This window comes from Shimia sp. R11_0, from assembly GCF_017744035.1.
Lineage (GTDB): Bacteria > Pseudomonadota > Alphaproteobacteria > Rhodobacterales > Rhodobacteraceae > Shimia > Shimia marina.
Genome location: NZ_JAGHQY010000004.1, coordinates 363,921 through 379,152, shown reverse-complemented (window position 1 = coordinate 379,152; position 15,232 = coordinate 363,921). Strand labels below are relative to the sequence as shown.

Sequence of the window (15,232 nt, the reverse complement as noted above, 5' to 3'; positions counted from 1 at the left end):
ACGTTCAGAAAGGGCTTGCCCATCGAAATCTCTCCGTCAGTTCGTTACGGCGTAGGCGTCGGTGAATCCAACGCCGTGAACTTTGTCTGTCATGGCCTTTAATTCAGATTTGCTACTGGCCGGACCGACCAGCACACGCCAGAACTGTTTGTCGCCTGATGTGGTCTTGCGAATGAGTGGCGTCAGCCCCGCACCGGACATTTGCGACGCAGCGCGTTTCGCATTGGCTTCTAACGAGAAGATACCAATCTGCACGTAAGGCTTTGTCAACGAAGACGACGCAGGCTTAGGCGCAACTTCGGATTTTGCTGCTGTCGCGGCTGAAGCTTCGGCAGCAGCAATAGCAGCCGAAGCAGCGGCCACCGGCTCCAGTGGGGCCTCTTCAACAACGCTTGGCGATATATCTTCGGCTGTGGAGTCGGGGGCTGCTGGTGTTTCTTCAGCAACGGCTTCCCGCCGCAAAGCGGTGACATTGAGCGCGACAGGCTGCCCGGCGATCATACCGAGTGCAGCAGCCGCGTCAGACGACACCTGAATACGGGGGCCAGGAATGTCCCGTTCCCGCCGGAAAAGGGCACCAATCACGAATTTACCATTGGATTGGTTGCGGATGATGACGCGCTCCGGATCCGTGACATCTGGATGCGCGGCCCACACGCCGCCCAGGGAAGGGCGACCGTCCCAAAGCCCCGACTCTGACGTAGAGAAGACCTCTGGTGCCTCCACATCGCGCTCCACCAATTTCGTCGTCTGCCCCGGCGTTCCGACCTCTTGTTCAACAGGCCCTGATCCATTTGAAGCAAAGGGATTTGATACATCCGAGCACGCTGACAGCGCCGCAGCAGCGGCCAGTGCGATAGCCAGAAGTTTGCGGTGTGAGTGGATTCCCATTGCGCCTGAAAAAAATGTCATTCGGGTCCCTTTGCCTGCTCGTCGTTACGCGAATGTATTGCGTATGTTTGGTGCTGGTCCTTTTGCGATTTCGCGCTTTGCCAGCTTTGTTTTGCCCAAACTCTAACCTGCACTCTTGTGCAAGGAAAGTCCGCCTGTGCCTCTGCGCAAAAAATTGCACGGGTTTTTCGCTTGAACCTGTGCGATTTGCAATTTAGTGAAGCCCTGTCGGAGGAGTGGCAGAGTGGTCGAATGCACCGGTCTTGAAAACCGACGAGGGTTAACGCCCTCCGTGGGTTCGAATCCCACCTCCTCCGCCATTTTCCTTGTTTGAAACGATGGCTATCGCGAGTTGAAAGGGTTGCGCAAAAGCGTGAGCCTGTTAGGCGTTGCGCATGCTTCAGTAGGGTTTCAACACGGCGGTGGAGTTATGAGAGGTAAGCGAGTTACAGCGCAGGATGTTGCTGACAAGGCTGGCGTGTCTAGGCATGCGGTGTCGCGATGCTTTCGCGAAGGTACTTATCTTTCTGAAGCGAAGCGTGCCAAAATCGTGGCCGTGGCCAATGAGCTTGGGTATCGGCCTAATGCCCTCGCAGCGAGTTTAAAGGGCCAAAATACTAAGCTGATCGGAATCGTTTCTGGCAACCTCTCAAACTTCTACGATGCTCAAATTATTAGCGGGCTTGTGGAGCGCCTTTCAAGCAATGGGAAATGGCCTGTGGTTTTAAGTGGAGGGGACGATGATTTGTTGCAGTCACATGTTCTGGATGTTTTGGCGTACCCTCTTGAGGCTATGATTTTGCGTGCTGGCAGTCTGGATTCTGCACTGTCGGAGCAGTGCGGTAGATTGGGGATACCCCTGATTTTGTCAGGCGCGCGTCCGGATGATCGTAGCGTCGGCGATTCCGTGTGCTGCGAGAATTCGCTCGGTGTCGGGCTCGCCGTCAAATGTCTGCATGATAGGGGGCGCCGGCGAATTGCCTATGTTGGCGGGCCAAAGCACCTCGTTTCCGAAAAGGAGCGTTTCGGTGGGTTCTTGGGCGCTTTGGGGGCGCACGGATTGTCGCCGGTTCGCGTGGTGCATAGCGATTTTAGTTTTCCTGGTGGGGAATGTGCAGCGGGGGAGCTTTTTGGGGGTAGTGAAAAGCCTGATGGCATTTTTTGCTCCAACGATGCCCTTGCTTTGGGGGTGCTTTCGGCTGTTCGCGCGCGCTTTGGGGTTTCGGTGCCGGACGACGTTTCCATTATCGGGTTCGATGATATCCCTATGGCGCAATGGCCGGATTTTCAGCTGACAACTATTGCGAACCCTATTTCTGCAACTGTTGAAGGGGTTATGGAGCTGCTTACGGAGCGTTTGGCCAATCCTGGGGCGCCGTCTCGGCATGTTGCAATCAAGCCGGAAATCATCTTGCGAAACACGCACTAGTCTGGATTGTGAATGCGCGCACTTGTTGTGCGTAGGATTTTCCATTGCGAAATCGGGCGGTTTTCCGAGGATGCCACCAGTGCAAAGCTGCCAATGGCGGTCTGCAACCCGCTAAACTCGTCTTCTATCTCTGCGATGGGAGCCCCGAGTTCGGGTGACTTTTTTGCGCCGTATGCGACACTTATGTGTGGTGGGAAATCTGGTTGTAGGTCCCGCTTGGCGAAAGCTTCTTCGCGTAGAGCCGCAATTGGGGCGGGAAGGCGAACAGGCAGATAAATTGACTGAAAGTAGCGCTGTCCCCAAGCGATCCTATCAAAGCGAAGTGTATCTTCCTGTGTGCAGTTCAGGATCGATGCCTTGTGTTCAATTTCAAGGCAGTCTTCCCAGGTCAGGTCTGAGGCGATGGTGATATGGGGTTCGAAGCTCGGGCTATCGGCGAGTTCGCTGAGACGATTTATGTGTTGGCGCAGTCGTTTCGAAACGTCATGCGGCAGGAGTAGCCACAAAGAAAATAGATCGGCTGAGGTGTTCATGGGAGTTTGATAAATGTCTAAGAGTCAGTATGATCACGTGATCATATGTCGTATTTGTAAAAAAAAATGAAATCAACTTAGATTTTTTGTTGATTTGGATTTTTGAAGAGGCAACAGTGATCACGTGAGCATAATTGGAAGGTGCGAGATGTTTCTTTTGGTCAGATGTGGCGTTGGTTCATGTTCTCGATTGTGGCGCCTGGGGGTGTAGGTGGTGGTGTCGCTGTCGCGGAAGGAAGTATCTGACTTGTCATCTCGGTGTCGCGAGCTTGTCGCTATTGCGCATGAAGCAGGTGAGCTCGCTCTTGGTCTGCGTCGAGATTTGAAAAGGAGCTCGATCCAGGCAAAGGGTCCGCAGGACTTTGTGTCTGATGCGGATCTCGCAACTGAGCGGTTTATTCGCAATCGCATTGCTGAGGTGTTTCCAGAAGAAGCGGTGCTTGGCGAGGAGGGCGGAGCAACCGGTGATGGGGTCGGGCTGTGGATTATTGACCCAATTGATGGCACGACCAATTACCTTCACGGCTTGGAGGATTGGGCTGTGTCCATTGCTTTTGCGGATCAGAAGGGCTTGGCGTGTGGTGCTATCGTTGCGCCTGCATTGGGTATTTCGGTCTGGGCTGAGCGTGGGGTAGGTGCATATTGCAACGAAGGCTCCCTTGCGGTGTCTGGTTGCGGCGAAGCTGCGCATGCATTGCTTCTTTTGGGGCGTTCAGAGCGTGCGGGCCGGAAGTCTTATCTGCGCGGTGTGGAGCGTACTTTGGAATTGGGAATGGAGTACCGTCGTGTTGGTTCCGCTGCGGTGAGTTTGCTTCAGGTGTGTATGGCGCGAGCGGAGGGGTACATTGAGGCGCATCTCAATCCTTGGGATGTGGCCGCTGGTCTGCTGGTAGCAAGGGAGGCGGGGGCCATTGTCCATGCGCCTAATTTTGCTGAGCTCGTAGCCCAAGGAGGGCCTGTTTGTGTCGCGGCGCCCGGGGTATGCCCCGAGGTTGAGCGGGTATTTGACGTCATGATTTCGGGTTAGTGGAGGAACATGGTGAGCATTCCGCAATTATCTATGCCTGAAATGGCGAAGGCTTTGGCTATGAGGCACCTTTTACCTGAGGTTTTTAGGGGGGAGTCGCTTTCTGTGTTGCTGGGGGGCTTTTGTGTTGAAATTCAAGAAGGTTTTCCACTGCGATGTTTGTCACAAAACCGTTAGCTTTCGCGGCTATACGCTGCCCGTGAACTCGAACGAATTGCTCTCTTCTTAGACTGAGAAAAACATGCCTCATGAATTCTGTATGCGCACGATTGCACAGCTCTTGGTGCCATGTCTTGTCTATGAAGCTTTTGAAGAGGGTGTTTGCTTTCCGCGCGCCGGTTCAAATTCGAAGATGAAATCAAAATAAATTCATGCTCAACGGAGGAATAAACCCTATGAGACCGCTACTTACCGTCAGCCTCATCGCGCTTGGGACCGCGGCATTTGCCGAGTGCCCGGCGATTACAGTTGCCGACACTCAGGGCCTGGAAGGGGCGTACCCAAAGCAGTTTGAGCTCGGCGCTTTTGAAGCGGCAGCGAACTGTGATCTGTCTTTTAGTGAAAACCCGGCGATCACAGAGTTGAATGCGCGTATCGTAGGCAACCCTGAGTTGCCATCTGTGGCCGATCGCTTGCCGCAAGAGCCCTTGGTTGTTCTGCCTTTCGCTTCTGTTGGTAAATATGGTGGCGTTATCGATGGTTATTCTAACGCGACTGAGTCAGGTACATCCGATCTTCTGTCTCTGCGTCATGCAAGCCTGACCCGCTTTGACAGCGACCTGCTGACAGTGAAGCCCAATGTCGCAAAATCGTTTGAGTGGAATGACGATTTTACAGCTATCACTTTCACTCTTCGTAAGGGACATAAGTGGTCCGACGGTGCGCCGTTCACTTCTGCGGATGTGGAGTTCTGGCTGGAGAATATGACCAAAGACGAAAACGTCGTTGGCTCCATCAAAGACGTCTGGCAGGCTGGCGGTGAGCCAATGGGCATCGAGATTATCGATGATCAGACCTTCAAGTTCACCTTTGCGGCACCAAACCCGGGCTTTCTGGCCGCGATTTCTCAGTATTATGGTCAGCCTTTCCAACCCAAGCATTTCCTTGGTCAGTATCATCCGGCCATCAACCCAGACGCTGATAAACTGGCCAAAGAAGCCGGTTTCGAAAACGGCTACGAGGTTATCGCTTTCTACTATGGTGGCTCTGACTGGAAAGACGTGCCGTCTCCATACCTGAAGGACGCCAGTAAAATTGCATCTTTGCCAGCCGCGGTTGTGCCAACTCTGGAAAGCCACATCGTGGTCGAAGACACAACAGAGACACGTCGTGTTGTTGCGAACCCTTACTATCACGTTGTTGATACCGCGGGTCAGCAGCTGCCATATGTCAATGAGATCTATGAGCAGTATATCCCTGATGCTGAAGTGCGTTTGCTCAAGTTGCTCAACGGTGAAGCAGACTACAAATCGCAATCTAACCTTCTGCCACAAGCGCCTGCACTGCTCGACGGTCAGGACGGCGGGGACTACACTGTGATCCTGCGTCCTCAGATCACGTTTGAGACCTTCGGTTTCAACCATACTCACGAAGATGAAGAGAAGCGCGCGGTGTTCGCGTCTCAGGATTTCAATTTGGCCATGAGCCACGCGATCAATCGTGATGAGCTGAACGAACTGGCTCAGTTGGGGCTGGGCAAACCTTCGCAGTATATTTCTTTTGATCCTGCACCTGAGTTTGCCACTGAAGAGCAAATTAATTTTGCAACTCAGTTCGATCCCGCCAAGGCATCTGAATTGCTTGATGGACTTGGTCTGGCTGATACCGATGGCGACGGCTATCGTGAACTGCCCTCTGGCGCCAAGCTGACCGTCAATATCCAGTTCTCCACTCAGGGCACCTCTGTTGAAACTGTCGAAGCGGTTGCTCAGTACTGGAGCGATGCCGGTATTCAGACCGCGATCAAGGAAGTTACTTCCGATGAATATCGCGCCGCTCAGTCTGCAAACGAACTTGATGTAACTGTATGGCGCAATGGTCGTCCTGCAGCAACGATGCAGGGTAACATTGACCGTCTGGTGGTTCCATTCGGATCCTTCTTCCACCAGCGTAACGGCATGTTGTGGGAACGCTATGAAACCACCAATGGTGCAGAGGGCGTAGAGCCACCAGCATGGGTCGCAGAACTTGCTGAGCTGGCCCGCGAATGGCAGGCCACAACCCCAGGCAGCGACGCATATAACGAGTTGGGTTCCAAGATCATCGATCTGCAACTTGCGAATATGCAATACATCGGCACTGTTCAGACACAGAACCTGGTCTATCGGTCCAACAAGTTGAAGAACTTTGATGAGTTCAAGACCTGGTCCTACGACTACTACCGTGCGCACCCCTACCACCCAGATCAGTGGTGGCTGGACGAATAAGATCCGTACTTAAAGCAATTGCCCGGCCGGTGACCGCTGGCCGGGATTCTTATTAGGCTGAGGGCTCATGTCAGCGTTTTTACGATACATCACCACACGTTTCTTTGCAGCATTCACCACAATGCTGCTGGTTTCGTTTCTGGTTTTCACCTTGATGGAACTTGTGCCAGGCAACTGTGCCGAACGGTTTCTCGCATATAAAGACACTCAGGGCCTGAAAATCACGGCCGAAGACATTTTGGCGGAAGAAATCCGCATGGGGCTCGACCAGCCTTATGTGATCCGTTGGGCCAATTGGGTGACAGACATCTTCTTGCGGTTTGATTTGGGTGAAAGCTGTTTGTGGCGTGTGGATGTGACACAGCTGATTGGGGATAAACTGCTCATTTCGCTTGGTTTGTCATTTGTTGCTTTGCTGCTGACCTATGCAATTTCTGTACCCGTTGGCATCATCTCTGCGAATTTGCGCGATGGCTGGTTTGACAGCTCTCTGCGTATTTTCAGCTATATGGGACTGGCTCTTCCAAACTTCCTGCTGGCGCTCTGCGTCATGCTGTTGTCGACAATCTACTTTGGCGAAACCATGACGGGTTTGTTCAGTGATGCGTATCGTGACGCCCCTTGGTCATTTGCGAAATTTGCGGACATGATGAGCCGCGCGTGGTTGCCGATTGTTATTTTGGCATGGTCTGCGACGGCCATTCAGATGCAGACAGTGCGGGCTCTGGTCTCTGACGAAAAGGACAAGCTTTATGTGACGGCGGCTCGGGCCAGAGGGCAATCTGGCTGGGGATTGTTGTGGAGATACCCCTCCCGCCATGCGCTCGGTCCTGTGATCAATTCGGTTGGGTACGATTTGAACCGTATCTTTAATGATCTGCCCATCGTCGCGGCCGTCTTGGTTCTGACGGATGCCGGTGCGTTGTTGTTGGACGCGTTGGCGAAATCCAATGATCAGCAATTGGCTGGAGCCATCATCATGGCATTGACGGCCACCATCGTGATTTTCAACTTTGTGACGGACATCTTCTTGGCACTCTTTGATCCGCGCGTAAGAAAGGGGTTCTTCTGATGGCACTTTTCTCTAAAGCCCCAGCCGCTGACAAAGATGTCGAGCGCGATGAAAGCTATTATACCGCAGGTCAATACACGCTGATCTGGGAGCGTTTCCGACGCAAACGGTCCGCTGTCGTGGCTTTGGCCATTCTCATTGCGTTCATTCTATGCGGTGTCTTTGCCCCGTTTCTCTCACCTTATGAGCCTAATGCAGCGGGGCGGAACGCGGACTACGTGAATGGAGCTCCGCAAATTCCACAGTTTTGCGATGCAGCGGGGTGCTCTATCCGGCCTTTTATTCATAAAGTGGAGCGCTATCGTGGTGCGGATACCAATTTCCGATGGGTGACCCGCCCGACTGAGGAGCGTAACTATGTTGTGTTTTTCCCATCGGGCTGGGACTACAAGTTCCTAGGGCTTTCCATGGATCGCCATCTCTTTGGTGTCGAAGACGGGTTCATGCATGTTTTTGGCACGGATTCTGGTGGTAAGGATATCTTCTCGCGGTTGCTGCACTCCATCGGTGTCAGCCTTGCCGTGGGCACGATTGGGGTTCTGATTTCGTTTGTTCTTGCGCTGGTCATTGGGGGTGCTGCCGGGTATTTCGGAGGCTGGGTTGATACGATCCTGCAAGCGCTCATGGATACGGTGAAAGCTGTGCCAACCATTCCATTGTTTATGGCCATGGCTGCTTTTGTGCCGCAGGAATGGTCCGCGGAGGAGCGTTTCTTCTTTATTTCAATGCTGCTTGGCCTGTTGGGATGGTCCACGCTGGCCCGGCGCATCCGAACCCATGTTCTTGCGGAGCGTAGCGCGGAATATGTGCTGGCCGCGCAATTGAGCGGTGCATCGGCGGCACAGATCATTCGCCGCCATCTTCTGCCCAGTTTTACAAGTTACATCATCGTCGATCTGGTGATCTCCTTCCCCTACATGGTGCTGAGCGAAACTGCGCTGAGCTTTATCGGTTTGGGTTTGAAAGATCCGGTCAACTCTCTTGGTGTCATGCTTCAAAATGTGACACGCGTGGACGTGTTGTTGAATTATCAGTGGTATTTCATCCCTGTGCCATTTTTCATTGGGCTGGTGTTGGCCTTTGTCTTTGTCGGTGATGGCTTGCGTGATGCTGCTGACCCCTATTCGGAGCCGAAATGATGGAAAAGCTGCTTTCTGTTCGTGACCTGAATGTTGCCTTTGAAACCCATGATCGCACCGTTGAAGCGGTTTCTGGCGTGTCATTTGATGTCGCTCCGGGCGAGGTTCTGGGGCTGGTTGGTGAATCCGGTTCCGGCAAGTCGGTGACGGGCCGTTCCTTGATGCGCCTGAACCCAAATTATGCGCGCTTCTCTGAAGGATCATCAATGGTCATCACTTCTGATGACGGGCCGGTGGATATCCTCTCATTGAAAGGCAATCAGCAGCTCCGCAAAGTGCGTGGTGATCTGATTTCGATGATCTTTCAGGAGCCTATTGCCAGCTTTGCGCCTGCCTTGACCATTGGTAAGCAGATGACCGAACAGCTGATGTTGCATCGCGGCATGAGCTATCCTGAGGCGCGAGAGCTCTCGATCGATATGCTGGACCGGGTTGGCATCACGATGCCGGAAAAACGTATTGATCAATATGCGTTTGAGCTGTCAGGCGGAATGCGCCAGAGGGCCATGATTGCGACGGCTTTGTCCACGCGGCCCAAACTTCTGATTGCGGATGAACCCACAACAGCGCTTGATGTCACCATTCAGGCGCAGGTTCTGAAACTGATGAAAGAGCTGATCACCGAATTCGGGATGGGTGTTATTTTCATCACGCATGATCTTGCTGTGATTTCAGAAATCGCAGACCGCGTTGCAGTGATGCAAAAGGGAAAAATTGTAGAGCAAGGTACAGTTGATGAGGTGATCCGAGCACCACAACACGCCTATACCAAACGTCTTCTCGCGGCGGTGCCCCGCATTGATGAGAGCATTCTCAACGCTCCGGCCAAACCTGTTAAAACCGAAGGTGACACTGACACGCCGATCGTGTCGGTGAAAGACCTGACCATCCAATTCTCAATTGGAAAGTCTTTGCTGGGGCGCCACACCTATTTTACAGCGGTGGACAAAGTCTCCTTTGATATTCCCAAAGGCAGCTTTTTTGGATTGGTTGGCGAAAGTGGATCGGGAAAGACCACGGCTGGCCGTTCTATGCTGAAGATCAATCACTTCGCGAGCGGCTCAGTCACTTATGACGATGGGGATGTGCGCTACGATATTGGGTCGTTGAAAAAGGCGGAACTCAAAGACTACCGCAGCCGCGCGCAGCTTATCTTCCAGGATCCCTACGCTGCACTTTCACCACGTATGACCGTGCGCGATATCATCGCTGAGCCACTGGAGATGATGCAGTTGACCAAAAACCGGTCTGAGACCAATGAAAGGGTCAAAGAGATCGCCAGCCTGTGCAAACTGGATGTAGAGCACTTACGCCGCTTCCCGCATGCCTTCTCGGGCGGGCAGCGCCAGCGGATCGCGATTGCACGTGCGCTTGTCTCTCGCCCCAAGTTCATCATTGCGGATGAAGCTGTCGCGGCGCTGGATGTGTCTATTCAAGCTGAGATCCTTGACCTGTTGAAATCATTACAGAAAGAGCTGGGCCTTACGATCCTCTTTATCAGCCATGATCTGGCGGTTGTGGCCAATCTCTGTGACCATACTGTGGTCATGCAGCAGGGTAAGGTGGTTGAAAGTGCCCCAACACCTGAATTGTTTCGAAATCCACAGCGGGATTATACCAAGGCATTGCTGGCCGCGGCCCCAGTGCTGAGAGCTGGATAAAAAGATGACCAAGAAAAAACTCAACGTTCTGTTCATCACTGCCGATCAATGGCGGGGAGATTGCCTTGGCCTTGCTGGGCACGGTGTGGTGAAAACGCCGCATACGGATGCCTTGGCCGCAGAAGGCACAGCATTTTTGCAGCACTATTCCGCCGCTGCGCCATGTTCGCCAGCCCGTGCGGCGATGTATACGGGGCTGTGGCAGATGAACAATCGCGGGGTGGCCAATGGCTCCCCTTTGGCGCATCGTTTTGACAATATGGCACGCGCGGCGCGACGGGCTGGTTATCGACCAACTCTTTTTGGATACACTGATATTTCTGCGGATCCGCGCAGCCATGCGCCAGAAGATCCTGCCTTGAAAACCTATGAAGGCATTCTGCCCGGATTCGAAGTGGAGCAGGAGCTTATCGGCAATGCTGCGCCTTGGCGACGCTGGCTAAAATCACTGGGTTATGGCCCTGAGGTGACTGAAACGCCCTACCAGCTGGCGGAGCAAGAAGGTGAGCGCATTTCTACCGCGCCGACTGGCTTTGCGGCGGAACATAGTCAAACAGCGTATTTGACAGGGCGTTTGATTGAGTGGGTAGAGGAGCAGCCGTCTGATCAGCCATGGTTTGCGCATTTGTCTCTGATCCATCCACATCCCCCATTCGGAGCGCCTGCGCCTTATAACACGATGTATGCGCCAGAAGAGGGGCCAGGGTTTGCGGAGCAGGAAGAGGAATTGGCCAAGCATCCAGTGATTTCGCTCTTGAAACGCAACACTCGGGTCTCTGACTATGTCCCGGGCGCAGAAGCGGCGCTGGACGAGTTGACGGAAGCAGATTTCAGGCGCATTCGGGCGGTCTATTATGGCTTGATCTCCGAGGTGGATGCACAAATCGGCCGTTTGATGGACCGTCTGAAAGAGCTGGGTGTTTGGGACAATACGCTTGTCATCTTAACCTCTGATCATGGTGAGATGATGGGAGATCATGGACTTTTGGGTAAGGGTGGATTTTTCCCGGAAAGCCAGCATATTCCGTTGGTTATGCGGCTTCCAGGTGCGCCAGCTGGCCAGGTCTGTGAAGGGTTGACGTCGGCTATTGATCTGATGCCTACCTTGCTTGAGTTGTGGGGCGTTGAGCCCAGCAATTCACTGGATGGACGCAGTCTGATGCCTCAATTGCAGAATGCGGGTGCGCCACCACGGGAGGCTGTGTTCTGGGAGTTTGATTTCCGGTCCAACTGGCCTGCACCTGAGGGCGTCGAGCCGCGCGACTATGCTCGGGGCTCTCACTTGCTTGCACGCCTTGGTGCGGAGGCTTTGCAAGTGCGATGCCCCAATGCGCCTGATCTTCTGTTTGATCGAAAGAAAGATCCAGGCTGTACGCGCAACGTATTGAATGATCCGGATTATATCGATTTGCGCTTGAAAGAAGCTGAGGCTCTGATTGCGGATCGCATGCGCGCCAATGAGCAGACTCTTTGCAATCTGCGCCTGTCTGATAATGGAGCGACGGACCTTTTTGGCACCTAGGGTTCGATCAAAATCAGTGTGAGTCGGCGGTTGTTTTGTGCCGACTCACGGCTCTCAGACGATGGTTTGGAGCGCCGCTCGCCCTCTGTTTGATCTTGTGAAGCTACGCGCGGAAAAGATCTTGTTTGATGTAAAATATCAATATGCATCAGGTGTTTGCGTTAGTGGGTCTGGGTGGGGTTTGCGGAAATTCTGCAGGTGCAAAGAGTTTTTCTGGACCTGTTAGAGATGGCGTGGCAGAAGGGCTTTGATGGTGCCGCTTTTGGGAGTGGCTGAAAAGGGAACGTGGTGCGAGCGAGAGCTCAAGGCCACGACTGCCCCCGCAACTGTAAGCGGTGAGCGTACTTGAAAAATACCACTGGGCCTCTGCCTGGGAAGGTTCAAGAGCGTGATGACCCGTAAGTCAGGAGACCTGCCATCTCCGGCGCGGTTCCCGCGTCGCAGTCACTCAAACCCAGGCGGGGTGCCTTGGGCAGCAGAGACATCGTGATGGATCCAACTGGGCCGATGACATCGCTGTTCTTTATGGCACGCCGCAGGCGCGGAGGGCGCTATGCTGTTGGAAAGCACACTTAATACGTTGCAAACACGTACAGAATCCCCAAGACGAGCGGAAGAGCTCGGGACTTTGGGCTATTTGCAGTGGTTGGCTGGACTGCCTCGGAATGTCGGCTATCCGAAAGAAGCGGAGCGGGCTTTGGAGATGGCGGAAGCTTTTGAAGATACTGATCCGGCGGTGCAGGCGTTCTGTGCGCTGCTGCGGGAGTCGCTTCGGAATCCTCTGCAGGTTCTGTCTTTGGATATGCCCGAGCGCAGGCGTCGTGGTGGGGCAAAAGCGCGGCGTCGGATGGTGTAATGCGCTGCCCCGGTCGGGGGCGCCGCGCCACATCTGGGGCTGTTTTAACTTTTCTCACGGTCCAAATGGCACGTCGGTATTGCGTCGGTTTCCCGTCAGTATCGCGCAGGTGCGTTGTTTTGCCCGAAAAAACTGCGGGGCGGCGTTAAGACAATTCACGCCGCCCCGCACAGTTGTTTCATTCAGTTGTCAAGCTCTTCGAGCTGGGCCATCGGACCGAGTGCCTTGGGATCAATGCGCAGCTCGATGATGGCGGGGCTGTTGGCCGCGCGCGCTTGTGCCAGCGCATCGCGGAATTCGGCGTCTGTTTCTGCAACCGCGCCAAAGGCACCGTAGCTTTGGGCCAGCTGTGCAAAGTTGGGGTTGAACACAGTGGTGCCGCTGGGCCGTTTGGGGAACTTCTTCTGCTGGTGCAGGCGAATGGTGCCATACATGCCGTTGTTGGAGATCAGCACGATCAGATTGGCGTCCTGTTCGCAGGCCACACCAAATTCCTGCATGGTCATCTGAAAACAGCCATCGCCAGCAAGGCAGATGACTTCCTGCTCTGGGCGTTCCAACTTGGCCGCAACAGCGGCGGGCAGACCGTAGCCCATTGAGCCGCACGTCGGCGCTAGCTGGGTGCCGAAATCGCGATAGCGATAGTAGCGATGGAGCCATGCGGCGTAATTGCCCGCGCCATTGGTGAGAATGGCATCATCGGGTAGCACCTCGTTGAGGTGCTGGATGACATTTTCCATCTTGAGCGCACCGGGGGTCTCCACCGGTTGTTGCCAGGCTTCGTAATCGGCGCGGGCCTGGGTCACACGGGCGCTGGGCGCGACAGCAGGCTGATCGGCGACGCGGGCGGCAAGCTGGGCCGCAAACACGCCGGCATCGGCGGTGACGGCATGGGTGGGATGATAAACCCGCCCCAGTTCATTGGCATCAGCATGCACATGCACAAGTTTCTGCGTCGGGGTTGGGGCGGACAGTAGTGTGTAGCCGCTTGTGGTCATTTCGCCCAGACGTGCGCCAAGGCAGAAGATATAATCTGCATTACGTACACGCTCGGCGAGTTGGGGATTGATGCCAATGCCCACATCGCCCACGTAGTTGGGGTGGCGATTGTCCAGATAGTCCTGACAGCGGAAGGTTGCGGCCACGGGCAGATCCAGTTTTTCGGCAAGCGTGCCGACGGCCTGTGCGGCCTCTGGTGTCCAGCGGCCGCCGCCCAGCAGCACCAGAGGATTCTGCGCGGCTTGCATCAGAGACAGAACCTGATCGACGTCGTCGTCATGGGCTTTGGCAGAAGGGAGCGTTGCTGCAGGCGCAACGGCGGCGTCACAGGGAGATGACAGCATGTCTTCGGGGAGGGCGAGCACAACCGGGCCAGGACGACCGGACATGGCGGTGCGATAGGCGCGTGCGACATATTCGGGGATGCGATCCACACGGTCAATTTCGGCCACCCATTTGGCCAAGGGACCAAACATGGCGCGGTAGTCGACCTCTTGGAAGGCTTCGCGATCCCGTTGATCGCTTGCGACCTGACCAATGAAGAGGATCATTGGCGTGCTGTCCTGAAACGCCACGTGCACGCCGGAGGAGGCATTGGTGGCACCGGGACCACGTGTCACAAAGGCCACGCCGGGTTCCCCGGTGAGTTTGCCGTGGGCATCGGCCATCATCGTGGCGCCACCTTCCTGACGGGTGACGATGTTTTCGATCCCCGCATCATAAAGGCCATCCAATGCGGCCAGAAAGCTCTCGCCGGGCACGCTGAAGACGCGTTTGATGCCTTGTTGTTCCAGTGCGTCTACCAGCACTTTGCCGCCGTGTTTTGAACCTTGCACGGTCATTCCCCTTTTGGTCATTCGCGCGGATGTTATGGCGGGCGTTTGGCGGGTTACAAGGGCTGCGTTTTAAAAATGCCCTTGCGGCACTTTGTGGAGAAGAAGAGGGGCGCACATGCGCCCTCTGCTCCAGACAGGCGTCGCGCCATGCGAAGTGAGGGTCGAGCCGGAAAGACAGAAGGTTTTGCCGAAAATTGCCTTGATATTACTTTTGGTTGCGTGATGCGGTGCTGTCATTTTAGAAAAACACATGGACTGAAAGGCCGCGACGTATTGTGTTGGGGTAGCACTGGGGAGATTTTTGAACATGGGATTGAAATGGGTCACACAGCTGGCTGTGGTGGCGGTAATGCTATTGCCGACTGCCGGGGTTGCCAGTGATCGAGACAGAGCAAGCGGGCGACACGATGATTACTCCGCCACGATTTGCAATGAATCCGGCTCAAAGATCTATGTGGCCTATGCCTGGCGGGTGAACGACACCGATGAGTATCGGACCCTGTTTGGCTGGCGCAATATTGAAACGGGTGATTGCTCCACACTTTTTGAAGGCAATTTTGGCCAGTATTCCAACAGCTATCTTTATTATTATGCGGAAGATGATGATGGGTACTACTGGAGCGGCAACGCAGAGACAGAACTCTGCGTCCCAGAGTATAGGTTTGAGCGGGTACTTTATGACGATTATACCTGTGATGATGACGAAGAGCTGGTCGAATTTGGCGTGAAGGAAATCACCTCTGAGCGTCCACATTACACCCTCACTCTGGAGTGAGTGCCGGCGCTGATCCGAGAGGATCGGCGCTTTTGCGTTGCAGGATTGCCTGTCAGCCCTCACTTA

General features: G+C 54.4%; 12 protein-coding genes, 1 tRNA gene and 1 riboswitch. Of the genes, 10 read left to right on the top strand and 3 right to left on the bottom strand.

From position 1 onward, the window contains the following. Positions 1-36 precede the first annotated feature (36 nt). Positions 37-912: an SPOR domain-containing protein gene (locus tag J7382_RS11085; protein WP_247744955.1), complete on the bottom strand. Its 876-nt coding sequence runs from the start codon at positions 910-912 to the stop codon at positions 37-39. Between the two features lie 209 nt (positions 913-1,121). Between J7382_RS11085 and J7382_RS11080 the strand changes: the two genes are divergently transcribed. Next, positions 1,122-1,211 (top strand) — tRNA-Ser (locus J7382_RS11080). A 110-nt stretch (positions 1,212-1,321) separates the two neighbouring features. Then, complete coding sequence (locus tag J7382_RS11075) at positions 1,322-2,320, top strand: LacI family DNA-binding transcriptional regulator (protein ID WP_209069087.1); 999 nt, start codon at positions 1,322-1,324, stop codon at positions 2,318-2,320. Here J7382_RS11075 and J7382_RS11070 read toward each other — a convergent pair. After that, a complete protein-coding gene (locus J7382_RS11070) occupies positions 2,317-2,853 on the bottom strand; it encodes a hypothetical protein (RefSeq protein WP_209069086.1) in 537 nt (178 codons plus the stop codon). The genes J7382_RS11075 and J7382_RS11070 overlap by 4 nt on opposite strands. A 211-nt stretch (positions 2,854-3,064) precedes the next feature. Between J7382_RS11070 and J7382_RS11065 the strand changes: the two genes are divergently transcribed. The 7 genes from J7382_RS11065 to J7382_RS11035 all read left to right on the top strand — a co-directional run bounded on the left by J7382_RS11065 (position 3,065) and on the right by J7382_RS11035 (position 12,556). After that, positions 3,065-3,880, top strand: coding sequence for an inositol monophosphatase (locus tag J7382_RS11065; protein WP_348540024.1), 816 nt, complete (start codon positions 3,065-3,067; stop codon positions 3,878-3,880). 395 nt (positions 3,881-4,275) lie between these two features. Then, the gene (locus tag J7382_RS11060) at positions 4,276-6,306 is read left to right on the top strand and encodes an ABC transporter substrate-binding protein (RefSeq protein WP_209069084.1); all 2,031 of its coding nucleotides are present in this window, start codon (positions 4,276-4,278) and stop codon (positions 6,304-6,306) included. Between the two features lie 67 nt (positions 6,307-6,373). Continuing rightward, the gene (locus tag J7382_RS11055; RefSeq protein WP_209069083.1) at positions 6,374-7,378 is read left to right on the top strand and encodes an ABC transporter permease; all 1,005 of its coding nucleotides are present in this window, start codon (positions 6,374-6,376) and stop codon (positions 7,376-7,378) included. Next, a complete protein-coding gene (locus tag J7382_RS11050) occupies positions 7,378-8,517 on the top strand; it encodes an ABC transporter permease (protein WP_209069082.1) in 1,140 nt (379 codons plus the stop codon). The genes J7382_RS11055 and J7382_RS11050 overlap by 1 nt, the downstream gene beginning before the upstream one ends. Next, positions 8,517-10,178, top strand: a complete 1,662-nt coding sequence (locus J7382_RS11045; RefSeq protein WP_209069081.1) for an ABC transporter ATP-binding protein — start codon at positions 8,517-8,519, stop codon at positions 10,176-10,178. The genes J7382_RS11050 and J7382_RS11045 overlap by 1 nt, the downstream gene beginning before the upstream one ends. Positions 10,179-10,182: 4 nt before the next feature. Beyond that, positions 10,183-11,700, top strand: coding sequence for a sulfatase-like hydrolase/transferase (locus J7382_RS11040; RefSeq protein ID WP_209069080.1), 1,518 nt, complete (start codon positions 10,183-10,185; stop codon positions 11,698-11,700). Positions 11,701-11,934: 234 nt separating this feature from the next. Then, positions 11,935-12,135, top strand: a riboswitch (cobalamin riboswitch). 118 nt (positions 12,136-12,253) lie between these two features. Then, positions 12,254-12,556 carry a hypothetical protein gene (locus tag J7382_RS11035; protein WP_209069079.1) on the top strand — a complete coding sequence of 101 codons (303 nt, stop codon included), beginning with the start codon at positions 12,254-12,256 and terminating at the stop codon, positions 12,554-12,556. A gap of 182 nt (positions 12,557-12,738) precedes the next feature. On the opposite strand, the gene J7382_RS11030 is transcribed toward J7382_RS11035, so the two are convergent. Continuing rightward, positions 12,739-14,397 carry a thiamine pyrophosphate-binding protein gene (locus J7382_RS11030; protein WP_209069078.1) on the bottom strand — a complete coding sequence of 553 codons (1,659 nt, stop codon included), beginning with the start codon at positions 14,395-14,397 and terminating at the stop codon, positions 12,739-12,741. 301 nt (positions 14,398-14,698) lie between these two features. Between J7382_RS11030 and J7382_RS11025 the strand changes: the two genes are divergently transcribed. After that, entirely contained in the window at positions 14,699-15,166 is a 468-nt protein-coding gene (locus tag J7382_RS11025; RefSeq protein WP_209069077.1) for a DUF1036 domain-containing protein, read from the top strand. The last annotated feature ends 66 nt before the right edge of the window (positions 15,167-15,232 follow it).